The sequence below is a fragment of the Massilia consociata genome, assembly GCF_042432755.1.
In the GTDB taxonomy this organism is placed as follows: domain Bacteria; phylum Pseudomonadota; class Gammaproteobacteria; order Burkholderiales; family Burkholderiaceae_D; genus Telluria; species Telluria consociata.
Genome location: NZ_JBHLWP010000016.1, coordinates 252,978 through 277,878, shown reverse-complemented (window position 1 = coordinate 277,878; position 24,901 = coordinate 252,978). Strand labels below are relative to the sequence as shown.

The 24,901-nt window shown below is 62.4% G+C and carries 28 protein-coding genes, 2 pseudogenes and 1 other annotated feature; of the genes and pseudogenes, 18 read left to right on the top strand and 12 right to left on the bottom strand.

Going from position 1 to position 24,901, the window contains the following annotated elements:
• Positions 1 to 328: 328 nt before the first annotated feature.
• Positions 329 to 532 (top strand): annotated as a pseudogene (locus ACFFJK_RS18455) (RnfABCDGE type electron transport complex subunit B); the annotation flags it as partial.
• Positions 533 to 734: 202 nt separating this feature from the next.
• On the opposite strand, the gene ACFFJK_RS18450 reads toward ACFFJK_RS18455, so the two are convergent.
• Positions 735 to 2,354: a methyl-accepting chemotaxis protein gene (locus tag ACFFJK_RS18450; protein WP_312487926.1), complete on the bottom strand. Its 1,620-nt coding sequence runs from the start codon at positions 2,352 to 2,354 to the stop codon at positions 735 to 737.
• 344 nt (positions 2,355 to 2,698) lie between these two features.
• On the opposite strand from ACFFJK_RS18450, the gene ACFFJK_RS18445 reads away from it, so the two are divergent.
• From ACFFJK_RS18445 to ACFFJK_RS18420, 6 genes and pseudogenes are all read left to right on the top strand, one after another.
• Positions 2,699 to 2,932 carry a hypothetical protein gene (locus ACFFJK_RS18445; protein ID WP_312487924.1) on the top strand — a complete coding sequence of 78 codons (234 nt, stop codon included), beginning with the start codon at positions 2,699 to 2,701 and terminating at the stop codon, positions 2,930 to 2,932.
• A complete protein-coding gene (locus ACFFJK_RS18440; protein WP_312487922.1) occupies positions 2,933 to 3,418 on the top strand; it encodes a hypothetical protein in 486 nt (161 codons plus the stop codon).
• Positions 3,349 to 3,561 (top strand): diguanylate cyclase, encoded by a 213-nt coding sequence (locus ACFFJK_RS18435; RefSeq protein WP_370662476.1) that lies wholly within the window; start codon positions 3,349 to 3,351, stop codon positions 3,559 to 3,561. Before ACFFJK_RS18440 ends, ACFFJK_RS18435 begins: the two co-directional genes overlap by 70 nt.
• Before the next feature lie 69 nt (positions 3,562 to 3,630).
• Positions 3,631 to 4,853 (top strand): IS3 family transposase gene (locus ACFFJK_RS18430; RefSeq protein WP_147937492.1). Its coding sequence is split into 2 segments (ribosomal slippage): positions 3,631 to 3,919 and positions 3,919 to 4,853, totalling 1,224 coding nucleotides; the frame shifts between segments, so codons are not numbered across the junction.
• Positions 3,909 to 4,025, top strand: a sequence feature (AL1L pseudoknot). Its footprint overlaps the gene before it by 117 nt.
• Positions 4,854 to 5,175: 322 nt before the next feature.
• Positions 5,176 to 5,385 carry a hypothetical protein gene (locus ACFFJK_RS18425; RefSeq protein ID WP_379681050.1) on the top strand — a complete coding sequence of 70 codons (210 nt, stop codon included), beginning with the start codon at positions 5,176 to 5,178 and terminating at the stop codon, positions 5,383 to 5,385.
• A 99-nt stretch (positions 5,386 to 5,484) separates the two neighbouring features.
• Positions 5,485 to 6,295: pseudogene (locus tag ACFFJK_RS18420) on the top strand (IS5 family transposase).
• 229 nt (positions 6,296 to 6,524) lie between these two features.
• Here the strand turns inward: ACFFJK_RS18420 and ACFFJK_RS18415 are convergent.
• Positions 6,525 to 6,866 carry a hypothetical protein gene (locus ACFFJK_RS18415; protein WP_281910892.1) on the bottom strand — a complete coding sequence of 114 codons (342 nt, stop codon included), beginning with the start codon at positions 6,864 to 6,866 and terminating at the stop codon, positions 6,525 to 6,527.
• Positions 6,867 to 7,282: 416 nt separating this feature from the next.
• Positions 7,283 to 7,690 (bottom strand): hypothetical protein, encoded by a 408-nt coding sequence (locus ACFFJK_RS18410; RefSeq protein WP_281910891.1) that lies wholly within the window; start codon positions 7,688 to 7,690, stop codon positions 7,283 to 7,285.
• 233 nt (positions 7,691 to 7,923) lie between these two features.
• Here ACFFJK_RS18410 and ACFFJK_RS18405 point away from each other — a divergent pair, with 233 nt between their 5' ends.
• Positions 7,924 to 8,154 carry a helix-turn-helix domain-containing protein gene (locus tag ACFFJK_RS18405; RefSeq protein ID WP_281914590.1) on the top strand — a complete coding sequence of 77 codons (231 nt, stop codon included), beginning with the start codon at positions 7,924 to 7,926 and terminating at the stop codon, positions 8,152 to 8,154.
• 565 nt (positions 8,155 to 8,719) lie between these two features.
• Here ACFFJK_RS18405 and ACFFJK_RS18400 read toward each other — a convergent pair.
• The 4 genes from ACFFJK_RS18400 to ACFFJK_RS18385 all read right to left on the bottom strand — a co-directional run bounded on the left by ACFFJK_RS18400 (position 8,720) and on the right by ACFFJK_RS18385 (position 11,538).
• Positions 8,720 to 9,145 carry a T6SS effector amidase Tae4 family protein gene (locus tag ACFFJK_RS18400; protein WP_379681049.1) on the bottom strand — a complete coding sequence of 142 codons (426 nt, stop codon included), beginning with the start codon at positions 9,143 to 9,145 and terminating at the stop codon, positions 8,720 to 8,722.
• Complete coding sequence (locus tag ACFFJK_RS18395) at positions 9,142 to 9,564, bottom strand: Rap1a/Tai family immunity protein (protein WP_379681048.1); 423 nt, start codon at positions 9,562 to 9,564, stop codon at positions 9,142 to 9,144. The genes ACFFJK_RS18400 and ACFFJK_RS18395 overlap by 4 nt, the downstream gene beginning before the upstream one ends.
• Positions 9,564 to 10,055, bottom strand: coding sequence for an Hcp family type VI secretion system effector (locus ACFFJK_RS18390; RefSeq protein WP_379681047.1), 492 nt, complete (start codon positions 10,053 to 10,055; stop codon positions 9,564 to 9,566). Before ACFFJK_RS18390 ends, ACFFJK_RS18395 begins: the two co-directional genes overlap by 1 nt.
• 121 nt (positions 10,056 to 10,176) lie before the next feature.
• The gene (locus ACFFJK_RS18385) at positions 10,177 to 11,538 is read right to left on the bottom strand and encodes a sialidase family protein (protein ID WP_379681046.1); all 1,362 of its coding nucleotides are present in this window, start codon (positions 11,536 to 11,538) and stop codon (positions 10,177 to 10,179) included.
• A 118-nt stretch (positions 11,539 to 11,656) separates the two neighbouring features.
• Here ACFFJK_RS18385 and ACFFJK_RS18380 point away from each other — a divergent pair, with 118 nt between their 5' ends.
• Together ACFFJK_RS18380 and ACFFJK_RS18375 are read left to right on the top strand one after the other, a co-directional pair.
• Complete coding sequence (locus ACFFJK_RS18380; protein ID WP_379681045.1) at positions 11,657 to 12,583, top strand: aldo/keto reductase; 927 nt, start codon at positions 11,657 to 11,659, stop codon at positions 12,581 to 12,583.
• Positions 12,580 to 13,233, top strand: coding sequence for a DUF6064 family protein (locus ACFFJK_RS18375; protein WP_379681043.1), 654 nt, complete (start codon positions 12,580 to 12,582; stop codon positions 13,231 to 13,233). Before ACFFJK_RS18380 ends, ACFFJK_RS18375 begins: the two co-directional genes overlap by 4 nt.
• Positions 13,234 to 13,246: 13 nt before the next feature.
• Here the strand turns inward: ACFFJK_RS18375 and ACFFJK_RS18370 are convergent, their stop codons facing one another.
• Positions 13,247 to 14,362, bottom strand: coding sequence for a succinylglutamate desuccinylase/aspartoacylase family protein (locus ACFFJK_RS18370; RefSeq protein WP_379681042.1), 1,116 nt, complete (start codon positions 14,360 to 14,362; stop codon positions 13,247 to 13,249).
• A 180-nt stretch (positions 14,363 to 14,542) separates the two neighbouring features.
• Here ACFFJK_RS18370 and trmB point away from each other — a divergent pair, with 180 nt between their 5' ends.
• On the top strand, positions 14,543 to 15,223 hold the full coding sequence (gene trmB, locus ACFFJK_RS18365; protein WP_379681061.1) for a tRNA (guanosine(46)-N7)-methyltransferase TrmB: 681 nt from the start codon (positions 14,543 to 14,545) through the stop codon (positions 15,221 to 15,223).
• Positions 15,224 to 15,281: 58 nt separating this feature from the next.
• Here trmB and ACFFJK_RS18360 read toward each other — a convergent pair whose 3' ends face one another.
• From ACFFJK_RS18360 to ACFFJK_RS18350, 3 genes are all read right to left on the bottom strand, one after another.
• Positions 15,282 to 16,583 (bottom strand): sugar MFS transporter, encoded by a 1,302-nt coding sequence (locus ACFFJK_RS18360; protein ID WP_379681040.1) that lies wholly within the window; start codon positions 16,581 to 16,583, stop codon positions 15,282 to 15,284.
• Between the two features lie 80 nt (positions 16,584 to 16,663).
• Positions 16,664 to 18,487 carry a DNA helicase RecQ gene (gene recQ, locus ACFFJK_RS18355; protein ID WP_379681039.1) on the bottom strand — a complete coding sequence of 608 codons (1,824 nt, stop codon included), beginning with the start codon at positions 18,485 to 18,487 and terminating at the stop codon, positions 16,664 to 16,666.
• Between the two features lie 13 nt (positions 18,488 to 18,500).
• Entirely contained in the window at positions 18,501 to 19,334 is an 834-nt protein-coding gene (locus ACFFJK_RS18350; protein ID WP_379681038.1) for an undecaprenyl-diphosphate phosphatase, read from the bottom strand.
• A gap of 217 nt (positions 19,335 to 19,551) precedes the next feature.
• Between ACFFJK_RS18350 and ACFFJK_RS18345 the strand changes: the two genes are divergently transcribed.
• Complete coding sequence (locus ACFFJK_RS18345; RefSeq protein ID WP_379681036.1) at positions 19,552 to 19,962, top strand: hypothetical protein; 411 nt, start codon at positions 19,552 to 19,554, stop codon at positions 19,960 to 19,962.
• Positions 19,963 to 20,046: 84 nt separating this feature from the next.
• Complete coding sequence (locus ACFFJK_RS18340; RefSeq protein WP_379681035.1) at positions 20,047 to 20,253, top strand: hypothetical protein; 207 nt, start codon at positions 20,047 to 20,049, stop codon at positions 20,251 to 20,253.
• 9 nt (positions 20,254 to 20,262) lie between these two features.
• On the opposite strand, the gene ACFFJK_RS18335 is transcribed toward ACFFJK_RS18340, so the two are convergent.
• Positions 20,263 to 20,523 (bottom strand): YkgJ family cysteine cluster protein, encoded by a 261-nt coding sequence (locus ACFFJK_RS18335; protein ID WP_379681060.1) that lies wholly within the window; start codon positions 20,521 to 20,523, stop codon positions 20,263 to 20,265.
• 131 nt (positions 20,524 to 20,654) lie between these two features.
• Here ACFFJK_RS18335 and ACFFJK_RS18330 point away from each other — a divergent pair, with 131 nt between their 5' ends.
• The 5 genes from ACFFJK_RS18330 to ACFFJK_RS18310 all read left to right on the top strand — a co-directional run bounded on the left by ACFFJK_RS18330 (position 20,655) and on the right by ACFFJK_RS18310 (position 24,836).
• Complete coding sequence (locus ACFFJK_RS18330; protein ID WP_379681033.1) at positions 20,655 to 21,545, top strand: SDR family oxidoreductase; 891 nt, start codon at positions 20,655 to 20,657, stop codon at positions 21,543 to 21,545.
• A gap of 110 nt (positions 21,546 to 21,655) precedes the next feature.
• Positions 21,656 to 22,288: a TetR/AcrR family transcriptional regulator gene (locus tag ACFFJK_RS18325; protein ID WP_379681032.1), complete on the top strand. Its 633-nt coding sequence runs from the start codon at positions 21,656 to 21,658 to the stop codon at positions 22,286 to 22,288.
• 162 nt (positions 22,289 to 22,450) lie between these two features.
• Entirely contained in the window at positions 22,451 to 23,104 is a 654-nt protein-coding gene (locus tag ACFFJK_RS18320; protein WP_379681031.1) for a protein-L-isoaspartate O-methyltransferase family protein, read from the top strand.
• A gap of 7 nt (positions 23,105 to 23,111) precedes the next feature.
• The gene (locus tag ACFFJK_RS18315) at positions 23,112 to 23,435 is read left to right on the top strand and encodes a rhodanese-like domain-containing protein (RefSeq protein ID WP_379681030.1); all 324 of its coding nucleotides are present in this window, start codon (positions 23,112 to 23,114) and stop codon (positions 23,433 to 23,435) included.
• Positions 23,436 to 23,474: 39 nt separating this feature from the next.
• Positions 23,475 to 24,836 carry a TolC family outer membrane protein gene (locus ACFFJK_RS18310; protein WP_379681028.1) on the top strand — a complete coding sequence of 454 codons (1,362 nt, stop codon included), beginning with the start codon at positions 23,475 to 23,477 and terminating at the stop codon, positions 24,834 to 24,836.
• The last annotated feature ends 65 nt before the right edge of the window (positions 24,837 to 24,901 follow it).

Here is a 24,901-nt window from a genome sequence, read left to right as displayed (position 1 = left end):
CTGGTCTTGTCGAGGACTGAAAAACAGGTCGGCCACGACTATGGCGCTTTTATAGGCTTCTAAATAGACCGTGAGCCGTACAATTCGGCTTACGGATCCAGCTGATGAGTTTTTACACAGTCTGGGTCGTTAGCGGACGTACGCGGGCAGAGTGCGGGTGTTAAGATTGCGACCGTGTTCGCAGATGGATTGAATGCCATGGCCGAGCACTTCTGACTAGACTTCACGAATAGGAGGTGCACTGCCTTGCACGGATCGTGCGAGATTTTGCCCGGTACCGGGCATTCTGCCTGTACGATCGTGCAAGGTTTTGCCGGTAATGTGCGATATAAAGCGTCTCGACGAATCGCTCTGTATCGGCTGCACTTTGTGCATCCAGGCCTATCCGGTGGATGCGATTATCGGCCAGCCAAGCAGATGCATACCATAGTGCCGAGCCCGTGCACGGGGTGCGACCTGTGCCTGGCGCCGTACCCGCCGACTGCATTAGCATGGTCCCGTTGACGGGCGAGCCATGGGTTGGGCCGCTTGGTGGCCGTCCAGCACTGCCGGAACGGCATCACTAACGACCTGTGCGAGTTCCGCGAAAAGACGCTGGCGCCAAGCAGCTGATTGCGCCGGAACCGCAGGATGCTTCTCCGGCGCCGGCGCTGACGATAAAAATTCGCCGGGCCCCGGGGCGCGACGGATTGTGCACGCAGCCGGTCCGGGCTTCCCCGGCTGCGGTGCTTCGTTCAGGCGATCCGGACCAAACCGCCACCGGCCGCACCAGCGGCGCGCGCCGGTTGGCGGCTTCGTGCCGGCAGGTGATCGTTGGCCGCATGCGCATCGCCATCGAGCTTGAACACGCTCACGACCTGGTTCAGGGCGATTGTCTGTTCGCTCAGCGCCTGGGCAGCTGCCGCCGCTTCCTCGACCAGGGCGGCGTTCTGCTGGACTGCACTGTCCATTTCCGCAACCGCACGGTTGACCTGATCGATGCCCGCACCCTGCTCCGAAGTCGAGGCGTTAATTTCGGTCATGACCTGCATGACCCGCTGGACGCTGGCGACGATTTCCTTCATGGTCGCGCCCGCCTCATTGACGAGGACGCTGCCGGCCTCGACGCGCTCGCTCGAAGCGCCGATCAGGGTCTTGATTTCCTTGGCCGCCGTTGCCGAACGCTGGGCCAGGTTGCGCACTTCGGAGGCGACGACGGCAAAGCCGCGTCCCTGTTCACCGGCACGGGCCGCTTCCACTGCCGCGTTGAGCGCCAGGATATTCGTCTGGAACGCGATGCCTTCGATGACGCCGATGATGTCCGCGATCTGTTTCGACGATTCCGTGATCGATGCCATCGTGCCCACCGCGCGCTCGACGACGTCGCCGCCCTTGACCGCAATGTCGCAGGCACTGGCGGCCAGCTGGTTTGCCTGGCGCGTATTTTCCGCGTTCTGTTTCACCGTCGAGGTCAGTTCTTCCATCGATGCCGCGGTTTCTTCCAGCGCGCTGGCTTGCTGTTCGGTACGGCTCGAGAGGTCGAGGTTGCCCTGCGCGATTTCGCTCGACGCCACCGAGATCGTCTCGGCGCCGCTGCGCACTTTCGCCACGATGCCCGTCAGGCTGGCATTCATCGTCTTGAGCGCGTCGAGCATCTGGCCTGTTTCGTCGTTCGATGTCACGTCAATGCGGGCCCGCAGGTCGCCCCCGGCGACCGCCTGTGCCACCTTGACTGCGTGGTCGATCGGCCGCACGATCGAGCGCGACACAACGACCCCGGCGAGGATCGCGGCACCGGCACCCAGCACCATGGCCAGCAGGCTCAGCGATGTCGCGCGCTCGCTGCTCGCGGCAGCTTGCGCAACATTGTTTTCTGTTTTGGCCACGATCTGCTTGCGTACCTTCACCAGTAATTCGGACGGCGCGCGGTCCTTGCCCTTGACGGCATTGTCACCTGCTGCCGAATCGAAGCCGGCGGCCTCGAATTGCTCGAAACCTTTGCGGTAGTCCTGGCCCATCTGCGCGTGCGCCTGTGCGAACTGTTCGAGGACCTCGCGCTCCTGGCCAGACGGCAGCGCCTTGACCAGGCTTGCCACTTCGTCGGCCACCTTGCGTTCGCCGTCCTGGAACGATTTCCAGAACCTGGCGCGCTGGGCATCATCCTTGCCACGCAGGAGCGTATTCTTCCATTCCTGAATCTGGGTCTTGAAGCTCGATTGCAGGGTCTCGACTCCTTGGGCGTGGCTGTAGCTGGTCACTGCCCCCTCGTAGGTACTGATGGAACGGTTCAGCTCTGCCAGGCCGAAGAAACCGGCGCACGCCACCACCAAGGCGACGGCTGCGAAGCAGAGAGGAAGTTTACGGCTGAGTTTCATACAAGTACTTTCGTGGAAGGCTGCTCAGAAATGGGTTGGACGTCGACGACCGCCAACGTTAAAGGCAAGACCATGAGTCTACGTAAGAACATTCCTACAGGCAATAAAAATGACTGCATAAATTTTGCCTTAGACATATATGTGTGAGCTCAGCAACAACGGCGTGGCAGCGTGTCCCAAGAAGGGCTAGAAGAGTACGAGATTTTCGGGAGACACCTACTTTGCCTTCCGGCCCACCGACTCCAAAATTCGACGCTCCTGCACCGCTGCATCAATCTCCCCATTCACGTGCAGGGCGTTGATGACTTCCGCTTCAGGAATCCGGATGGAACCCTTGAAGGCGTATGCTGGCAGCCGCCGTGGCTACAGCTTCTTTTCGCTTGGCCAACTCCGCAGCCCTGGGACCGGCACTGGCCGCGCTGCTCATCGTCTATTCGGTGTGGGACCTCTTGCGCGATCCCGCAAACTCACTGCAATCGGGCATGACCCGCGTGCTGTTTGCCGGATTGGCTGCAATAGGATTTTGGCCGCTCATTTCCAGCTGGTCCGCGCAGTTTCGAGCAGCGTGGATACACTAGATGTTCTCCAGTGGCGTCATCCTTGCAACCGCCCAGCTCGACGGCGGTCTCGTCGAGGGAGTGGGGGGTATCGTCATCGACCTTTTCCTGATTCCATTTATTGCCAACGGGTCCGGCCGTTTTGCAATGGTCATCGCACCGCCGGGTGTACTATTTATCCTGTGCAGCGTCGTGCAATGCACCTTGCCTGAGCTGGCGAGGGGCCTGCTCCTGCACGGCTCCGCAATCGCGGTGGCTTTCATGCAGATGCGCATTTCAGTCGCCATTCGCAGTCATGCCTTGTCGGTTGAAACGAAGCTGCTCCAGGACGCCACGTATGACCCGCTGACCGGCATCCACAACCGCAGCTGGCTGGCCCAGCAGGCCGCGCAGGCATTCTCTGCAGTCCGGCGCTATCGCACGACCTCGTCTTTGCCGTGCTCGAAATTGATTTTTTCAAGCGCGTTAACGATACGCATGGTCACGAGGTTGGCGATGAGGTTCTGAAAGCCGTGGCGCAAACAATCGAAGACGCACAGCGATTTCGCCTAGGGTGGCGTTTTTACACAGCCTGGGCCAAAAGCGGACATTCGCGCCGCATCACTGCAAGTCAGCTTTACATATCGTCATTGACTGGGCGATCGGCGTAAGCTGCGACCGGTAGCTCAATGAATCGCCCCGGGTTTTGTAGAGGCTCCATTCTTTGAGAAAATGGAGCTATGAAGAAGCAACCCAAGTATTCCCCCGAAGTCATTGAGCGCGCTGTGCGCATGGTCAGCGAAGCAGCCAGCGAGTACGAATCGCAGTGGGCAGCGATCACGTCGATCGCTGCCAAGATCGGCTGCACACCTGAAACGCTGCGCCGCTGGGTACGACAGCAAGAGCGTGATACCGGCCAGCGCCCAGGGACGACCACTGCCGAAGAGGAGCGCATCAAGGCGCTGGAGCGAGAAGTGCGCGAGCTGCGCAAGGCAAATGAGATCTTGCGTCTGGCGAGTGCGTTTTTCGCCCAGGCGGAGCTCGGCCGCCACTTCAAGCCGTGAGGGCATTCATCGACCAGCACCGCCATGCCTACGGTGTCGAGCCGATCTGCAAGGTGATGCAGGTCGCGCCGTCGGGCTACTGGCGTTACGCGGCGCAACAGCGTAACCCAGCGTTGCGATGCGCACGTGTCCAGCGCGACGACGTGCTGAGCGTCGACATCGAACGGGTCTGGCAAGCGAACATGCAGGTCTATGGGGCTGACAAAGTGTGGCGCCAGCTGCGCCGTGAGGGGACCGACGTAGCCCGCTGTACCGTGGAGCGCCTGATGCGCAAGGCCGGCCTGCGAGGCGTCATGCGCGGCAAAGTCGTGCGCACCACGGTTGCCGATGCGAAGGCGCCATGCCCTCTTGATCGGGTCAACCGACAGTTCAAGGCGCAGCGGCCAAACCAGCTGTGGGTCAGCGATTTCACTTACGTCTCGACTTGGCAGGGCTTCGTCTACGTGGCTTTCGTCATCGATGTTTTTGCTCGCCGAATCGTCGGCTGGCGTGTCAGCAGCTCGATGCGGACCGACTTCGTGCTCGACGCCCTGGAGCAAGCACTGTACGCCCGCCAGCCGGAACGAAACGCATTGGTCCATCACAGCGATAGGGGCTCGCAATACGTGTCGATCAAGTACAGTGAGCGATTGGCAGCAGCCGGCATTGAGCCATCTGTGGGCAGCAAGGGCGACAGCTACGACAACGCCCTGGCCGAGACCATCAACGGGCTCTACAAGGCTGAGTTGATCCACCGCCGCGCTCCCTGGAAGACGCGTGAGGCCGTTGAACTGGCTACCCTGGAATGGGTGTCCTGGTTTAACCACCACCGCTTGCTCGAACCACTCGGCTATATACCGCCGGCGGAAGCTGAGGCAAACTATTACAAGCAACTGAGCGGTCAAGCCATCCCGGCCTGACTCACACTAACCGGCCTCCACGAAAGCCGGGGCGATTCAGTATAAGCGTCTGCTGTGGGTGCTCATTATCGGCCAGTCAATCTTTTACTTCGGGCTGATCGACCAAGGTGCACGTGCGTGGGATACGCCTCTGCTGATGGTTCGCAACGTCGTATTGATCGCCGTTGCCCTGTTTGCAACTGGGCGCATGCTGCTGCGCATATGCAAGCTGCGCTCTATCAGTTCCTAACGCCTAGTCGTCGCTCGCCCACTTGCAGTCGGAAGCGGAGGCTCTGGTGCGTGGCCTCCAACTAAAATTAACTTTGAAATCGAAGGGGGCAGGATGTTTTTAGTTTCTCTGTTTTACTTCGTGGCGGGGGCCGCCGTTCTAGTGTACGGCTTCAAAAAAAATAACCGAGACTTGCTTGCGATAGCGGCCTTTATATGGCTTGCACCCGGCGCAATGGAAGAAATTTCAAGCGGGTTTATCGAAGGCTATACGACCTCGAAGGCGGAGGTTGCATTTACACCTATTCGACAGCCGCAGGGTTGACTGAGGGAACTGCAATGTCCTCTTTGGGTCGATAGCGGACGTACGCAGGCTCAGTCAGAGCACTAACATGGCGTCCGTGTTCATAGATGGACTGACACCATGGCCCGCGCACTTCTTCCCGAAGACCTGCGGTCCTTTATAGCAGCTCATCTTCCAACCCATCGCCCATCGCCGAAGGCAGCCGCCCGCGGATCGATGATCGCGTGGCCTTGATTGGAATACCGTGGGAGTACCTGCGCGCGAACTCGGCTGCGGCAGCGGCATGACATGCTGGCGTCGCCCTCACGAATAGATGCTAGCCGGCGTTTGGCAGCGTATCCACGAGGCGATTCTTCGACGGCTCCGAGAGCACGACAAGATCATGTGGGATCGAGTTTGCGTTGACGCTGTAAGCGTACCGGCACTTGCTGGAAGCGAGGACACGGGCCGAAACCCAACCGATCGCGGCAAACTCGGCTGCAAACACCATTTGCTGGTGGATGAGCATGGGCTTCCCAAGTGGCCCAGATCTCGGGCGCGCAGGTGCAGCACTCTCGTTTCCTCATCCGGTTGGTAGAGCTAATCCCGGCAGTTAAGGGGCTGGCAGGCCGTGCCCGCAAACGTCCACGTAAAGCTGCATGCCGGTCAAGCGTACGCTTCGAGAGCCCATCGGGCTTAGCTGCGAAGTCGGGGCATCGCGGCTCGTATCACGCGCTCCGGCGTCGAGCCGCGCGAAAGGCTTGGACGGTGGCGTTGGGTCGTTGAGCGAATCTTGGGTTGGCTACACCGCTTCCGCAGATTACGCATCCGGCATGAGCGGCGAGCAGACATACACCAAGCGTTCTTGTCGCTTGCCTGCTCGCTCATCTGTTGGCAGTATGTCGAAAGTTTTGTTAGGAGCTCTAAGTCGCCTACCAAACTCAATCCTTAGATGGCATCATTGAGTTTTCATCGAGCCTCAGGTTAGAGTTATATGCGTCGCATTAAGCTTGCAGGCGGCAGCAATTTGAAGGGCTAAACGGCCAATAATGCGTTTGACCTACTACCGGAAATAATTAGGGGCGTCCTCGGGATAAAGCTTGGACGCTTCCGTCTAAAGAATCCTGAGCTAATTGCTGCATTGCTTCCGCTCTAAACAAGATTTGTTAGGGCTGAGAAGATCAGTTTGGTTGCATTGAGAGTTTCTTTAGCAACGACTCATTAAATGTAAGGTCGCAAATCTCGAAGGATACATGCTGCGTATGCATCCAAATATCCCGGAACACTGGCCAACTTGCATCTTCCGTATCACCTAAAACTTTCCGGGCCTCGTTCAAAAGCAGGCGTAGCTCAAGATTGTTTAAAGTGGGCAGTCCAGCAAGTTGGCATAATTTTTCAGTTGACATAGTATGGCGTTGAACCTCCCTATGTTCATTTGCATGTAGTACTGCCGCCTTCATGAGCTTTAATGCTGGAGCTGTAATGTGATCCACGTCGAATCTTGCTTTTCTGCGGTCCGGCATGCGAACTCCTTTCCTTTTCTGTTGTTAATTTCAACAGCCTATTTTAATGTTGATTGCCAACGAAGATGCATGGATGGCCTGCCGTCCTGTCAATCAAGCCGTCCTTTGCGCGCTGAGCTATTAAGCGCCTAGCTAACAGCTCAATAATGTTCTCAGAGTCGAAGTCGCAAGAAAATTCCACATACTTTTACGGCAATGTGTGCTAGTTAATAAAAGATTATCCTTGGTCTCGTCATCAAGTCAACTTTGGCTCGAATTGGTATTGACCGTAAGCTTATCGCTCATATTTTATGGATCAATAAGGAACCTCCAGGAATTAGTACGGCGCAACCTTAGCCCCTAAAATATGTTGTGAATCTAATAAGGATATAAATTAGGATACAATTTTGGGGAGATTCTGAAAATTTAGTGGGTCATCACGGGCTAGTCTTTAGTTCGTCTGGTGGTGGCAAAGTCGTGCTCCAAATAATTTGAGCCTTGGCCGGAATCCTAAGGGAAGCAACTTGGAGGTTATCGATGACTGCACTACCATCGGAAAATCTGCAAAAATAAACTTCTAAGCCTTCAGCATCAATAACTAAGCCAACTTCACTCACTTCTCGCAAATCGTATCCCGAATCCTTTCGCGGTGATTGGCAAGTTAATTTCGCGTTTCCGCTCTCATCGCCTTTCAATAACTGCACTGCATTCGACAGATTCCAGCATATATAGCGGCGCCAGTATCCCGGCTGTTCGTGTCTTTGGAAGGGAAGAGCTACATGAAACAGCTGTATATTTAATGGAAGCTCGACTATCGGAAATCGCAATAGTCCAGGTTGTTTCATTAGTGCTCGTATTGCATCCCGATCAGAATGATTTTCCCACGATGCATTCACATGAAACATACGTTCTTACCCCGTAAAATTGCTGATTTTGTAGGCAGTGTGTGCATGCCAAGGCCACGAACTTAGTCCGTGCCCCCTGTAGGGGGAAGACCGAATGATACATGATGACCAAAATTGCGTCATGATCATGAGGACAATTTTTGGAAAAATCACCTGTTCTGGCGTTTGCTGCAGTGCTGCGGCAACTGCGGTCTGAGCGTCAACTCACCCAAGAAGAGCTGGGTTTCCGGGCTGGCCTCCAACGGAAACATATCTCTGCGCTAGAACTAGCGCAAAAACAGCCTTCCCTCTCTACATTGTTTGCGTTGTCAAAAGCATTGGACATACGTACAAGCAGATTCATCGCGCTCGTTGAGCTTGCTTGGGTAGACCCAAATGAAATCAAGCAGACCTCTCTGTCGTAGTGCAAGCGTCAATGTATGACAGTTGCACGATGAGGGACGTCCCCTGGAGCATCTTTTTTGGCAGCCAATCTTAAGCAGAAGACCACTTAATCGCACACTTTGACACGTCAACTTGGCGGTTTGCTTGCTTAGTACTGCGATACTGACTAGTAATGACACCGGCTTTCTAGAGGTCACATCACTTTTGATGGTTTATCCTAGATAAGCTTTACTCGTAGCTCGGTTTACAAAAAGGCAACTTGCGAGGTGTTATCGAACGAATTGTTGTGTAACCGAATTTGGGATTTGTGAATATAAATGAACGGGATTCACAATCACATTTCGGGTAAGTTGTTGTTTTCTATGGTAATTCTGAAATTTGATTTCGTAAACTGCGCATCGATGTAGAAAGAAGATGAACAAATACCATGATTAATAACTCAATGGTAGAGCTGAAGCTTCCCAAGCTTACGACGAGGGTTCGATTCCCTTCACCCGCTCCATAAGTGGGCTGGCTGCCTACTTCATCTTCCAGAACCACACCTCGCGGGACGTCCAGTAGCAACCGGTTGCTGTCCCGTCGATCTCATTCCCGCACCGAAGATACCTCCCCCAGCGATCCCTGGACACGATCGCAATGTGCCCTTGGGGTGGTGTCACCATAGATGCTGAAGAACGAAACGATGCCGCGCCGGTCTCCGATCTTTTGCTCAGCCTCCAGGCCGCTCTTGAATTTCTCGGGCTTGCCGACTTGGCGGACCAGCCAGGTGCTCAGCCTGCGCTGCCGGGTCTCGATCGATTTCCCTTTGTACTTGCCGGCCTTGATGGGCCAGTCGCCGGGGCTCGGGTAGCCGGCGCCCAGCAGGGCCAGGCTCATGCGGATCGCGCATGTGTTGTAGAAGTTCGGGTCGTGGATGTTCTCCGGGTACCCGATCCAGTGGTACAGCTCTTCCCGGCCAACGGTATCGGTATCCGGGAAGTGCATCCTGAGGTTTGCGTACGGTACCTTCATTTGCTCCTCCGCTGCCCGGCCGGGCATGGCCACTTCTGCCTCCAGACCTCGACGATGAGTTCAGCGGCATTGCGCCTCAGCTGGGCATCGGGCATCTTCTGCAGCGCGCGCCGGGCGTCGTCTTCCAGTTCGTGGGGCTTGGGTTTGTACCGCTGGTCCTCGCACCAGTCTCGGCCCTCGGTCGCGTCGTGTACGGCCTGGATGTACCCGTGGACGAATTCGCCGTTCGACATGTCCAGGTATTCGGCCGCGATCGCCCGGGTGCGAAACGGGCTGTCGGGTGTCCAGCTCACCCGCGCCGGATCCATGTTCCCAAGCAGCTTCACCAAGCGCTCGCCCGTCATCCACGGCGTCTTCGTGGTCGGCTGCGCGAGGCAAGGATATGCAATGACGAGGCAGAGCAGGGTCAGCTTGCGCATCACGCCACCCTGTTGGCCGAGAGGTCCCAGCCGCCGGTGGTGTTGCCGCTACCGCCGCCGCCGATCTTCTGCTGGGTATACTTCCAGCGGGCCTTCGAGAATTTCAGGCCCAGGCTCTCGGCCGGGAAGTCTCCGCCACCAAAGCTGGGCGCCACGTGCGCGACCAGGACGTTCTCAAGCTCGACCTCGAAATATTTCACCGGCTCCCCGTTGCCGTCCGCGCGCTGCATCTCGAGCTTCGCTTTCGGGATGGTCTTCCCGCAGGCGCACAGTTGGGCGAGGATCGGCGAGGCTACGTCGACCAGCTTGCTGATGCTGATCTCGCTGAGCTCGGCACGTTCGGCCGTGTGGCCGCCGGCGGTAGATGCTGTTGCGCTCTTCGGTTGAGTAATGGACCAGTTGATCGAAGTGCACTCGATCCAGCCCTGGTGCTTGGAATCGTTCGATTCGCCTTTGACGCCGTCCAGTTGCAGATAGAAGTCCGCTGCCATGATGCCTCCTTGTAGTGGTGAGGCATCGTCGCAGAGCCGGGTTACTGCAACTTGGCGACCGTCAACGGCACGCCGGCATCAGATCAAGCTCGGGTGCCCCGCATTGCCGACACCGCCGTTGCTACCGCGCCTGGCGTGTCCCCTCGCCGCCGGAAACGGCTTGCCCGGCTTCCCGGGCAACCCGCGCCGTCCCCGGCATGAGCCACACCCGGCTGCCCTTGCCGGGCGCCAGGCTGCTGTTGACGAGCACGATCAGGCCATCCGGTCCCGCCGCCAGCTTCTTTCCCAATAAACCCTGCTGGCTGCCGTTGCGCCCGCCGGCCGGATCGGCGCTGTGCGGCACCGGGGCTGGCCGGATCTCGCCATTTTCCGGGACGGGCGCATGCACCAGGCCGTGCGGGCGGTCGCCGGCATCCACGGCTTCCCAGGCCACATGCACCTTGCCCTGTCCATCGGTGGCCAGGTGCGGGTAGCTGCCGGGCTGGCCCGCTTCCGACAGCGTGCGCGGTGGGCCGAACCGCAGCGTGCCGGAATCGGCCCGCACATGCCGGATGGCCGGCGCGCCGCGCGACTGCGGATAGTCCGCGAACACCAGGTGCAGGCGGCCTGCGCCGTCGAGCGCCAGCCGCGGCGCGTCGGCACGCGCGCCGGGGCTGCCGATGCGTACCGGATCCCCGAAGCTGGCGCCGCCATCACCGGATACGGCCACGTGGATGTCTGCGTCGGACTCTTCCCCGACCGCCCAGGCAAGGTAGAGCCGGCCCTGCCTGTCGACGGCCAGCGCGGGGCCGCGCGCCGGGCGCTGCGTGTCGCCGGCGACCTGCCGCGGCCGCGAAAAGGATTGTCCGTCATCGCGGGAACGGACCAGCCAGAGTGCGCCGTCGTACTCCGTCCAGGCCGCATAGATGTCGCCGTTCGGGCTGGTGACGAGGTCGAGGCTGCCGTTCGACCAGGTATCCCGGTCGAGGCGCCCCTTGCCGTCGCCGCCGATCGAGGCCGACAGGTTCAGCGGCCGCGAGAAGCGCTTGCCGCCGTCGAGCGAACGGGCGAACAGGATGTCGCCGCCGTGCGATCCGCCGGAAAAGATGATCTCCTGCCACAGGACGTAGAGCCGGTCCGGCCCGCTCGTTGCCAGGCGCGGATGCCAGGAAAACGTGGCGGGACTGCGTGAGACGTCACGCACCGGGCCTTGCGGGCTGCCGTCAGGGCCGAGGAGCCTGAACCGGACGTCCTTGGCGCGCTGGTCGACCCAGGCCACGGCCAGCAGGCCGCCCGGCGTGAACGCGACCGTGCCGTCGTCCACGTAGTCGTAGGCCGACTCGTTCTGCTGCCACGGCCCCTTGTGGCCGCCGCCGCCGGCGATGTCGACGACGGGAAGCCAGGCCATGCCGTTGCCGGGCGCGGACCGGACCGGCCAGCACGCCGTCAACAGCAGGGAAAGACCGACCAGAACGCGGGCGAGGAAACGGGCAGGAAAACGCATGGGACCTCCTGGCGCCGGCGCCGGCATGCGGGCGGTTCCGCCCGGCAGCGGGCGCCGCCGCCGGCGGCGGCAAGGTATGCTGGCATCCTACTCTCCATGTCACGCAAGGAGCGCCCGCATGCCCACCTGTTCCCGATCCCGCCGCCGCCTGCTGGCGTCGCTGCTGGCCTTGCCGGCCGCCGCGCTGCCTGTGTCCCTCCGCGCACAGACCCGGCCCGCCCTCTTGACGCGCGCCATTCCGTCTTCGGGCGAGCAGTTGCCGGTCGTGGGCCTGGGCAGCTGGATCACCTTCAATGTCGGGCGCGACCCAAGCGCCCGTGCCGAGTGCGCGCAGGTCATGCGCCAGTTCTTCGCCAGCGGCGGGCGGCTCATCGATTCCTCGCCGATGTACGGCTCGGCCCAGGACGTGATCGGCGAAGCGCTGGCCGGGCTCAAGCCGGCGCAGCTGTTCTCCGCCGACAAGGTGTGGATCGGGTCGGGCGCGCAGGGACCGGGCCAGGTCGAAGCATCGCGCCGGCTGTGGCGGATTCCCCGTTTCGACCTGCTGCAGGTGCACAACCTGCTGGCGTGGGAGGCGCACTTGCCGATGCTGCTTCGGATGAAGCGGGAAGGGCGGCTGCGCTACGTCGGCATTACGACCTCGGAAGGCCGCCGGCATGGCGAAATCGTCAAAATCATGGCGAGCCAGCCCATCGATTTCGTGCAGGTCTCGTACAACGCGCTCGACCGCGAAGTGGAGCAGCGCATCCTGCCGCTGGCGCGCGAGCGCCGCATCGGGGTCATCGTCAACCGGCCGTTCCGGCAGGGCGACCTGACACAAGCGCTGGCCGGCAAGCGCCTGCCCGGCTGGGCCGCGGAGATCGGCTGCACCAGCTGGGCGCAGGCGCTGCTGAAGTTCATCGTTTCTCACCCGGCGGTGACCTGCGCGATACCCGCCACCTCGAATGTCGCCCACGTGCGCGAGAACATGCTGGCCGCGACCGGGCCGCTGCCGGACGAGGCGCTGCGCCGCCGCATCGTGCAGGACGTCGAAAGGCTGGCATGAGCGAGTGGTGGACGTACTCGCTGTCCGATCTGCTGATGTTCTCGGCGCGCACCTATTTCCGCCAGTTCGAACTGATGAACCGCGCGCTGTGGCCGCTGCACCTGCCGGCGCTGGGGGCCGGGATCGTCCTCATTGCCTGCATGCTGCGCCCACGCCCGGCCAGCCCGAAGATCGCCTTCGTGCTGCTCGGCCTTGCCTGGCTGTGGGTCGGATGGGCGTACCACGCCCAGCGCTACGCGGACATCAACACCGGTGCGCCGTACTTCGCAGCCGGGTTCGGCGTGCAGGGCGCCTTGCTGTTGTGGATGGCGACGCGCCGTGCCGGCGACGGCGGCATGAGCAGGCTGGCGCCGGCCATCGTGGCGCTGGCGCTGGCGGCATACCCGCTGCTTGCCCCGCTGGGCGGGCGCAGCGGGTGGCAGGCCGAAGTCTTCGGCATGGCGCCGGACCCCACGGTCGCCGTCACGTTCGCCGCGCTGCTCGGCTGGCGTGCGCCGTGGCCGCTGTGGGTGATCCCGCTGCTGTGGAGTGCGGCAAGCGCTGCGACGCTGATGGAGTTGCGCGCGCCGTTCGCCTGGCTGCTGCCGGGCCTGGCAGTGCTGGCGATTGTGCTGGCGGCGCGCGCGAAGTTGCGTGGCGAAGTTGCGTAGTGAAGTTGCGTGATCAGGCGGACAGCAGGTCGCCGGTGCGGAACGATTCGGTGCCGGCGATCTTGCACACATGCATGCCGCGCAGCAGGTGGCGGTGCGCCGTGCTCGCAAACAGCAGGCCGGCGTGTTCGGCCGACAGGGTCGTCACTTGGCCGCTGACCGGGTTGACGATGTCGGCCACCGGCTCGCCCGGCTCGACCAGGTCGCCCAGCCGCTTGTGGAACACGAGCACGCCCGCATGCGGCGCGTGCAGCGGCTCGACGGCGTTGAGCGGCGTTGCCCGGCACGGCGTTTCCGGCAGCGGGGCCAGCGGGATGTCGAGCACGCCGGCATGGCCGAGGTACTGCAGCATGGCCTCGGCATCCTGGCGTGCGTAGTCCCAGCGCACGTCGTTCTCGCCGCGCAGCTCGACGGTGACCGCGATGCACGAGGGCGGAATCGCCGTGCCTTCGAAATGGTCGGCCAGGTCCCACCACAGGCGGCTGCACGCTTCGTCGAAGGCTTCGCCGCCCGAGGCCTTGGCCACCAGCAGCACGCGCGCGCCTAACAGCGCCATCAGCGGTTCCACCGCTTCCACCAGCGGCGTGCCGGTGTACATGTGCATCAGCGCTTCGTTATCGCAGTGCAGGTCGAACACGATGTCGGCGTCGATCGCCATCGACAGCAAGGTCTTCTTGAGCGTTTCGGCGTCGTCCTTCGGTTCCCACAGGCCCACCTGATGCCGCGCCTGCTCGCGGATGAGGGCGACGTTGGCGTCCACGTCGCTGCCGAGTTTCCCCTCGAGCGACTTTTTCAGTTCGTCCGCGACATGCCGGTACATGCGGTTGAAATTGATGCCGGTGGCCAGGTGGTAGCGCCCGAAGGGGGCGCCGTGGATGACCTGCGACAGGCCCAGCGGATTGGCCGCGGGCACCAGGATGATCTCGCCCTTGATCCGTCCTTCGGCGTCGAGGCGTCCCAGTTCCTGGCGCAGCACGTGCGCCACCAGCATGGCCGGCACTTCGTCGGCGTGGACGGCAGCCTGGATGTAGACCTTCTTGCCACTGCCGGGCGTGCCATAATGGAACGAGGTCAGGTGGGCGGTGGCGACATTCTCGTCGACGGCGATGGGGTGTTTCATGGATTGCATGGACAGGGACTCCGGCGCTCGGCAATGGGTAAGGCACGATTATGCGCGATTCCGCCGCAAGGCCCCGCACGCCGCCCGGTGCTGGAAGGCAGCGCCGGCTAAGCTATAATGACAGCCGTTTTTCCTCACTCACATTCCCCCATGTCTTCCGATACGCCCACCAACGGCCCGGCGCGGCCCATGCTTTACGATCCGACCGAACACCGCATCCGCAGCTTCGTCACGCGGGCAGGGCGGCTGTCGACCGCGCAGGCGCGCGCGCTGGAGGATCTCGGCCCCAGGTTCCTGATCGAGTACAAGAAGGAAACGCTGGACCTGGAAGCGGCCTTCGGCCGCAAGGCGCCGGTGGTCCTGGAAATCGGCTTCGGCATGGGCGACACCACCGCGCACATCGCGCGCCTGATGCCCGAGAAGGATTTCATCGGGGTCGAGGTGCACACGCCGGGCGTGGGCAGCCTGCTCAAGCAGATCGGCGAGCAGGGCATCGAGAACCTGCGCCTGATCCAGCACGACGTGGTCGAGGTGCTGGCCCACATGATCGCCGACGGCTCGCTGGCCGGCGTGCACGTGTTCTTCCCGGACCCGTGGCACAAGGCGCGCCACAACAAGCGCCGCCTGATCCAGCCGCCGTTCGTGAAGGTCCTGTGCGACAAGCTGGCGCCGGGCGGCTACCTCCACCTCGCCACCGACTGGGAAGACTACGCGGTGCAGATGCTGGAAGTGCTGGGCAACGAGCCGGCGCTGCAGAACACGGCCGAAGGCTACGCGCCGCAGCCGGCATACCGTCCGCTGACCAAGTTCGAGAACCGCGGCCTGAAACTCGGGCACGGGGTGTGGGACCTGGTGTTCACCAAAAAATAACCCGGCTCGCCGCCGGGTTTGGTAGGGTGAGCGGCTTTGCCGTCCACCCTGCCAAGCATCAAACCGCCGCGTGCGGGCGCCGCGCGTACAAGCCGAAGTACAGGATCACCGCATAGCACAGCGCCGGCACCGCCAGCGCCATCTTCAGCCCGGCCGCGTCGGCCGCGACACCCAGGATCAGCGGCACGATGGCGCCGCCCACGATCGCCATGCAGATCAGCCCCGAGCCTTCCGCCGCGCGCTTGCCCAGCCCTTCGCAGGCCAGCGAGAAGATGGTCGGGAACATGATCGAGTTGAACAGGCCGACGGCCAGCAGCGACCAGCCGGAGACTTCGCCGGTGGTATTCGCCGACACCAGCAGCAGGACGATGGCGACGGTCGCCGCGCAGGCCAGCACTTTCCCCGGCGAGAACATGCGCAGCAGCGCCGCGCCGATGAAGCGGCCGACCATGGCGCCGCCCCAGTACAGCGGCACGTGCTTGCCGGCCGCTTCCGCACCCAGGCCGAGCACATCCGCTTCCATCAGGTAGTCGACGACGATCGAGCCGATCGCCACCTCTGCACCCACGTACAGGAAGATGCACAGGGCGCCGAGCGCGAAGCGCGGCTGCTTGAGCAGGTCGAAGGCCTGCAGGATGTTTTCCGACGGCGCCGCCGTTTCCACCAGCTTGCCGCGGTTGAGCCAGACCGCGCCGGCCAGCACCGCCAGCGCGATCGCCAGGCCGATGTAGGTGTGCACCACGACGCGGGTCTCTTCCTGGCGGAAGGCGGTGAGCGCGGCGCCGCTCAGGGTGCCCGGGTCGACGGTGGCCAGCGAACCGAGGATCAGGATCGCGCCCACGTAGGGAAACACCGTGGTGCCCAGCGAATTGAAGGCCTGGGCGAAGGTCAGGCGGCTGTGCGCCGTGGACGGCTTGCCCAGCATCGAGATGAGCGGATTGGCCACCACCTGCACGATGGTGATGCCCGAAGCCAGCACGAACAGCGCCAGCAGGAAGGTGCCGAACATGCCCGAGTACGAGGCCGGGATGAACAGCAGGCAGCCAAGCGCCATCGTGACCAGGCCGGTGACGGCGGTGCGCATGTAGCCGATGCGCTGCACGATGCTTGCTGCCGGGATCGAGATGAAGAAGTAGGCGGCGAAGAAGGCCGACTGCACCAGCATCGCCTGCGCGTAGCCGAGCGTGAACAGGTCCTTCAGCTTGGGAATGATGATGTCGTTCAGGCTGGTGATGCCGCCGAAGACGAAGAACAGGGCGAAGACGAAGGTCTGCAGGCTGGCTGCGTTGGCAGGGACGTGCGCGTCGGCGCCATCCTTGCCCGGTGAGGCGGTGGTGCTGGTAGGGGTGGGGATTGCCATGGGGTGTCTCAGGGTTGAATGAACTTGAGCGCCTGGCAAACCTCCGGTGAGAGGTTTCTTCAGGCGCTCCAGCCAGGACACTACATCATCTCGTTGATGATGGCGACGATTTCGTCGCCGTAAGACACCAGTTTCTTCTCGCCGACGCCGGACACGCCGCGCAGCTCGTCGAGCGAGGCCGGCTTGACCTTGGCGATCTCGCGCAGGGTGGCGTCCTGGAACACGACGTAGGCCGGCACGCCGTGCTCGCGCGCGGTGCCCATGCGCCAGGAGCGCAAACGCTCGAAGATCTGCTGCTCGGAGCGCGACAGTTCCAGTTCCTCGTAACTGCCTGCGGCGCGCGACGACGGCCGCTTGGCCTTGACCGGTTTCTGGTACTGGCGCAGCTGCACCTTCTGCTCGCCCTTGAGCACCGGGCGCGCGGCATCAAGCAGTTTCAGGGAACTGAAGGCGTCGTGGTCCACGGTGACGAAACCGAGCGCGATCGCCTGGCGCAGGATGGCGCGCCACTCCTGCTCGGAGCGGTCGGCGCCCACGCCATAGACGGTGAGCTTGTCGTGGTGCCACTGGGTGATGCGCTCCGTCTGCGCGCCGCGCAGCACGTCGATCACGTGGCCGGCCGCAAACCGCTGGTCGACCCGGTAGATGGCCGACAGCAGCTTTTGCATCGGCACCGTGCCGTCGAAGCTCACCGGCGGAATCAGGCAGGTGTCGCAGTTCCCGCAGGGGCCGGAGCGCTCGCCGAAGTAGTCGAGCAGGCGCATGCGCCGGCAGGACAGCGTCTCGCACAGGCCGAGCATGGCGTCGAGCTTCATCGACAGCACGCGCTTGAAGGTCTCGTCGGCTTCGGATTCGTCGATCATCCGGCGCTGCAGCACCACGTCCTGCAGGCCGTAGGCCATCCAGGCGCTGGCGGGCGCGCCGTCGCGGCCGGCGCGGCCGGTCTCCTGGTAATAGCCCTCGATGCTCTTGGGCAGATCCAGGTGGCACACGTAGCGCACGTCGGGCTTGTCGATGCCCATGCCGAAGGCGATGGTCGCCACCATCACGATGTTGTCTTCGCGCAGGAAACGCGCCTGGTTCGCCGCGCGTACCGTGTGCTCCATGCCGGCGTGGTAGGGCAGGGCGCGAATGCCGTGCTCGCACAGGAAGTCGGCGGTCTCCTCGACTTTTTTGCGCGACAGGCAATACACGATGCCGGAATCCTGCGGATGCTCGCTACCGATGAAATCGATCAGCTGCTTGCGGCCGTTGGTCTTCTCGACGATGGAATAGCGGATGTTCGGGCGATCGAAAGACGACACGAACTGGCGCGCGTCTTCGAGCTGCAGGCGGTGCGCGATCTCGGCGCGGGTCTGCTGGTCGGCAGTGGCGGTGAGGGCGATGCGCGGTACGTTCGGATAACGCTCGTGCAGGACCGACAGGCGGATGTATTCCGGCCGGAAGTCGTGCCCCCATTGCGACACGCAGTGCGCCTCGTCGATGGCGAACAGGGAGATAGGCGAGACGTCGAACAGCTCGAGGCAGCGTTGCGTCAGCAGGCGCTCGGGGGCGACGTAGACGAGGTCGATCTCGCCGCTGCGCACCAGCCGTTCGATGCGCAGGGTTTCCTCGAAGTTCTGGGTGGAATTCAGGAAGGCGGCGCGCACGCCGACTTCTTCCAGCGCGTCGACCTGGTCCTGCATCAGCGCGATGAGCGGCGAGACCACCACGCCCACCCCCTCGCGCAGCAGCGCCGGGATCTGGTAGCACAGCGACTTGCCGCCGCCGGTGGGCATCAGGACCAGTGCGTCGCCGCCGCCGGCCACGTGCTCGACGATCTCGCCCTGGTGCCCGCGGAAGGCGGGATAGCCGAAGACCGTCTCGAGGACGTGAAGGGCGCGTGCGCCAATTTCCGAAGTCATGCTTTTAGTCTGTTTATTCAGCCCAAGTCACGAGGCCGAAGTGTGCGGTCACGAGTACCAGAATGCCGAACACGATACGGTACCAGGCGAAGATCGTGAAGTCGTGCGTGCTGATGTAACGCAGCAGCCAGCGTACGCACAGGAAGGCCGAGAGGAAGGCGGCGAAGAAGCCCAGGCCGAACAGGGGCAGGTCCGCCGCCGACAGCAGTTCGCGCTCCTTGACCACAGAGTACACCGTGGCGCCGAGCATGGTCGGCATTGCAAGGAAGAACGAGAATTCGGTGGCCGCCTTGCGCGACAGGCCGAACAGCATGCCGCCGATAATGGTCGAGCCGGAACGGCTGGTGCCGGGAATCAGGGCAAACGACTGGGCCAGGCCCACCTTCAGCGCGTCGAGCGCGGTCATGTCGTCGACCGTCTCCACCCGCGCCGGCGCTGCGCGCAGGCGGTTGCGGCGCTCCACCCACAGGATCAGCATGCCGCCGACGACCAGGGCGATCGCCACCGGCACCGGATGGAACAGCAGCGCGGTGATCGTCGAGCTGAACAGTACGCCGGCGAAGGCGGCCGGCATGAAGGCGATCACGACATTGCGCGCGAAACGCTGCTGGACCGGGTCCGCCCCCAGTCCCTTGAACACGCGGGCAATGCGCTCGCGGTATTCCCAGACCACCGCCAGCATGGCGCCGGCCTGGATCACGATCTTGAAGACAACGGATTTTTCGTCAGTGAAGTCGAGCAGGCTGCCCGCAAGGATCAAGTGGCCGGTCGAGGAGATCGGAAGAAATTCGGTAAAGCCCTCGACCAGGCCCATGATGATCGCCTTGATGGCGAGAAGAATGTCCATGAATGCGTAACAGTAGTTTCGGGATGGGTGTCGAATGGCCGGGAGGGCAGCGCGGGGGCGAAGCTTAACATGAGCACGCCTGAGGTCGTTGCGCCGGCCGTACCGGATGCAAGAGACAGATTGTACCGTGCACACGTTTCCTAAGGGTTACGTCATGTATCACAGCAAGAAATTATGTCGTGCGCCGTCCCCCCGGGCTCGTGCTACACTCGTCCGCATGAGTATTTTCGTGGTCCTCATCCTTACTGCGCTTGCATGGGCAGCATTTCATGGTTGGCAACTGCCCAACACCTTGCGTTACCGTCCCTGCCAGGGCCGGGCCTGGCGCAGCACATTCCCTACCGCTTCGCGGAAGGACATCCGCGACTTTCTCTCCGTCCTCGTGTCCGCCTTTGCCTTGCGCGAAAGCGAAAAACTGCATATCCGTCCGGACGACGAAGTGCTCGGCATCTACCGCGCGGTCAATCCGACCCGGTCCGAGCCCAGTGCCAGGGAACTCGACATGCTGGCGAAGGCGCTGCGCGACAAATACGGCGTGAAGCTCGACGAGGTCTGGCACGAGGGCTTGACGCTGGGCGCGCTGTTCCAGCGGGTGCAACAGGCGCGCGGCAAACCGGTCGCGCGCTGAGCGCAGGCAGGGAGAACGGAAAGTTACCCTCGATGGGTAACCGGCGGTGCTTGCATTCGACCAGCTCGGCACTACCTGCTGGTCATGCTAAAACAGAAACTGAACTGGAAGCGGCCCCTGTTCTATTTGTTGCTGCCGATCTTCTTCGTGATGGCCTTCCTCGGCTTTCCCCTCCCCGTCGCACCCCCGCCGGCCACCAAGCCGGCGGTCGAGCATGCCGTCGTCATCAAGAAGAAGAAAAAACGCCTGGGCTTGCTCATGCCCCGGGATGATGGCAAGGAGGACGCGTAGGCGCCGCCATCAGGCGCAGGGTGCGGTCGCGCGCTCCAGCTCGTCCAGCCAGCGGATCGCCTGCTCACGGCTGGTCCCGCACATTTCCAGCGAGGGCTGCAGCCCGCCGCAGAACGCAGGCCGTTCCGGCCGCCCAAAGATGCGGCAGCGGTTGTCGTCGCCCAGTTGCACGCAGCGTACGCCGGCAGGCTTGCCGTCAGGCATGCCAGGGATGGGACTGGTGATGGATGGCGCCGTGCAGCAGGCGCCGCAGTGGTCGCGGCATTGCATGGTGAGGGAAGCGGGAAGAGCGGTGTCGACGAGGAGCGCAGTATATACCCGTCGCGCCGCGCGATGCGGGCGCGGCATCTGGCATTTTCCTGCTACGTTGTGTCCATCGTCCACGCCGGCAGGAGATCCGCATGTCCAGTCCCCTCAAACCCCTGAACCGCCAGGTGATGGTGATCACCGGCGCCACCAGCGGCATCGGCCTGGCAACCGCGCAGGAGGCGGCCAGGCAGGGGGCGAAACTGGTGCTGGCCGCGCGCGGAGCCGATGTGCTCGAAGCCGTCGTCGATGGGCTCGTCGAGAACGGTTTCGAGGCCGTCGGGGTCGTGGCCGACGTCGCCGAGCGCGCCCAGGTGCAGCGCATCGCCGAGGCCGCCATCGACCGTTTCGGCCGCATCGACACCTGGGTCAACAACGCGGGCGGAACCATCTATGGCCGGATCGACCAGGTGTCCGAGGAAGACGGCAGGCGCCTGTTCGACATCAATTTCTGGGGCATGGTGCACGGCTCGCTGGTGGCGCTGCCGCACCTGCGCAAGCAGGGCGGCGCCCTCGTCAACCTGGGCAGCGAGGCCTCCGAAGTGGCGATCCCGATGCAGGGCATGTATTCGGCCAGCAAGCACGCCGTCAAGGGCTTCACCGATGCACTGCGCATCGAAGTCGAGCAAATGGACGAATCGCCCGTGTCGATCACCCTGATCGAACCGACTGCCGTCGACACGCCCTTGCCCCAGCATGCGCGCAACTACATGGACCGCGAACCGAAGCTGCCCTCGCCGCAGGTCGACCCGCACGAAGTGGCTGCCGCCATCCTGCATGCCGCCGTGGTGCCGATGCGCACCGTGCGCGTCGGTGTCATTGCCGAACTCGACATCCTGATGGAAAAAATCGCGCCGCGCCTGGTGGACCGCCTGTCGGTGCTCCAGGTGCCGCGCCAGCAGCAGGACATCCCGCCGCGTAACCCGGACGGGGCATTGTATGCCTCGCGGGCGAGCGGACGTATCTACGGCCCCGGCAAAAGCTGAGCGAGTAGTGTAAATACTTGTTTGTATTGGGCTTTTCGCCCGGAATGCTTGACTGCCTTACAAGTCCGGTCTATATTCGATGGCTGTTCAGTTAGTTTCTAGGCAGAAACATGCAATGCTCACTTGACAGCAAGCCACGCTGGGAACGCCGCAAGGAAGCACGTCCGCAGGAGCTTCTTGCCGCTGCCATTGACCTGTTCGTCGAGCGTGGTTTTGCCGCTACCCGCCTGGAAGACGTGGCGCGCCGCGCCGGGGTATCCAAGGGTACGCTCTACCTGTACTACGCCAACAAGGAAGAACTGTTCAAGGCGGTAGTGCGCGAGAGCATCGTGCCGGTCATTGGCGACGCCGAACTGTCGGTCGCCGGATTCGATGGCCACAGTGCCGACCTGTTGCGTAACATGATCCTGAACTGGTGGGAGCGCATCGGGCAGAGCAAGGTGTCCGGTATCAGCAAGCTGATCACTGCAGAGGCAAGCAATTTTCCCGAGCTGGCCAAGTTTTACCAGGAAGAGGTCACCAGCCGGGCCTTCCGCATGATTTCCAGCGTGCTCGAGCGTGGCGTGGCCCGTGGCGAGTTCCGCAATATCAATTGCCAACAAATGACGCCGGTGTTGATGGCGCCGATGGTGATGCTCAATACCTGGAAGCATTCGGTTGCGCCCTGCGCACTGGAACCCCAGGCATTCTTCGACGCCTTCCTCGACCTGGCCCTGCAAGGCCTGCTCCCGCCGGCCAAATAAATTGCCGGATGCGCCAACATCGCGTTTTTTGGCGTTCAACCCCTCCAAACTGCAGACTGTCGCAATTTCCACTGGTATTCAGGGCCCCATCGCTAAGATGTGCGTCCTGAGGCCGTTCAACGATAAAATATCGGATTATTTATTTTTCCACCGAGAACTCAGATGAATATCGAACAAGCCCGCTTCAACATGATTGAACAGCAGATCCGCCCGTGGAACGTGCTTGACGAGGATGTGCTCGCCCTGCTGCACGTCGTCAAGCGCGAACAATTCGTGCCGGCGGCATACCAGAACCTGGCGTTTGCGGACGTCGAAATCCCGCTGCCGGGCGGCGAAGCGATGTTCAACCCGAAGGTCGAAGCACGCATCGTGCAGGAAATCGCGGTAAAGAAGCACGAGAACGTCCTTGAGATCGGTACCGGTTCGGGCTACATGGCGGCACTGCTGGCGCACAAGGCGCGCCACGTGACCACCGTTGAAATCCTGCCGGAATCCGCAGCAATGGCCAGGGAAAACCTGGCCAAGGCCGGCATCACCAACGTGACCGTCGAGCAGGGCAATGGCGCCGAGGGCTGGCCGAAGGGCGCGCCCTACGACGTGATCGTGGTGTCGGGTGGGCTGCCGGTGCTGCCGGAAGCGCTGGTGCAGCAGGTGAAAGTGGGCGGCCGCCTGGCAGTGATCCTGGGCGAAGCGCCGGCGATGAGCTTCAACATCGTTACCCGCGTGTCGGAAACGGCGTATGACACGGTGAGGCTCTTCGAGACCATCGCCAAGCCGCTGACGGGCGCCAAGGCGCCGTCGCGCTTCCAGTTCTGAGGATGCGATGCAACACGTGACCGCCCCTGAGTTGGCCGCCTGGCTGGCCGACCCGGCACGTCCGCAGCCGCTGCTGCTGGACGTGCGCGAAAACTGGGAATTCGAGACCTGCCACATCGCAGGTTCGACCCAGATACCGATGCACCTGATCCCGATCCGGGTCGGCGAGCTGGACGATGACCGCGACATCGTCTGCATTTGCCACCACGGGGCGCGCAGCATGAGTGTTGCTGCCTTCCTGGAGCGGAACGGTTTTAGCAACGTAACGAATTTGACGGGCGGGGTACACGCCTGGGCCGTACAGGTCGAGCCATCGATGCCGAAGTATTGACCTGAATCCTAACTTTTGATGACTCCTGTGGAGAATGCAATGCAGAAACCCCTTCTTGCCGTGCTGGTTGCCAGCGCGCTCTTTTCGCTCAATGCAAGCGCGGCCGACTTGATCCAGGTGTACCAGCAGGCCCTGGCCAACGACGCGGCCTATGCGAGCGCGCGCGCGTCGGCAGCGGCTGGCCGCGAGCGGATCACGCAGGGGCGTGCAGGGCTGCTTCCGACGGTGGGCATCACCGGCAGCAGTATCAAGAACGACAGCGAGAATTCGCCGTGGAACGAAGGCGTGAGCGTGACCGATCCGACCACCGGCCTCACGAGGACGGTTGCCGGCGGCGGCTCGAACGTGCGCACTACCGAATACACGATCGGGCTGACGCAACCGTTGTTCCGTTGGGACCGTTGGGAAACCTATCAGCAGAGCAAGCTGCAGCAGGCCATCGCCGAAGCGCAGTTCGCCCAGGCCCAGCAGGACCTGATCACCCGCGTGGCGCAGGCCTACTTCGATGTGCTGGCAGCCCAGGACAAGCTGGAATCGACCCGCGCGCAGAAGAGCGCGGTGACCGAACAGCTGGCATCGGCCAAGCGCAACTTCGAGGTCGGCACCCAGACCATCACCGACACCCATGAAGCGCAGGCGGCGTACGACCTGGTGCTGGCCCAGGAATTCGCGGCGGTGAACGACCTGGACAACAAGCGCAATGCGCTGCAGGCCATCATCGGCACTGCCCCGGCCACGCTGGCGCCGCTCAAGTCGGGCATCACGCTGGCCGCACCTTCGCCGGCGAACGTGGACCCGTGGGTCTCGTCGGCCGAGAACCAGAACTACGGCGTGACCGTCTCGCAGTTGCAGGTAGAGATCGCCAAGCGCGAGATCTCGCGCAACCGCGCCGGCCATTATCCGACGCTCGACCTGGTGGCGAACCACACCCGCCGCGACATCGGCGGCCAGCTGACCAATTCGGGCGTGCAGAAGAACAACGGCATCGGCGTACAGTTCGCCGTGCCGATCTTCAACGGCTTTGCCATCACCAGCCGCGTGCGCGAAACGATCGCCCTGGAAGACAAGGCCAGGAACGACCTGGAGGCGACCCGCCGCCAGGCCGCCCTGCAGGCGCGCCAGGCCTATCTTGGCGTGAACAGCGGCATGGCCCAGGTCAAGGCGCTGGAGGCGGCGGAAATCTCGAGCCAGTCAGCGCTGGAATCGAACAAGCTGGGCTACCAGGTCGGCGTGCGCATCAACATCGACGTGCTGAACGCGCAGCGCCAGCTGTACCAGACCCGCACGGACCTGTCGCGGGCCCGTTACGACACCATCCTGAACGGCCTGCGCCTGAAGGCGGCCTCGGGCTCGCTGCGCGAGTCGGACCTGGCGGCGGTGAACAACCTGCTGCAGCCGTAACCGGAAAGCGCAGGACACTGCGCTAAAGAATGTGAAAAGCCCGAACTAGTTGGTTCGGGCTTTTT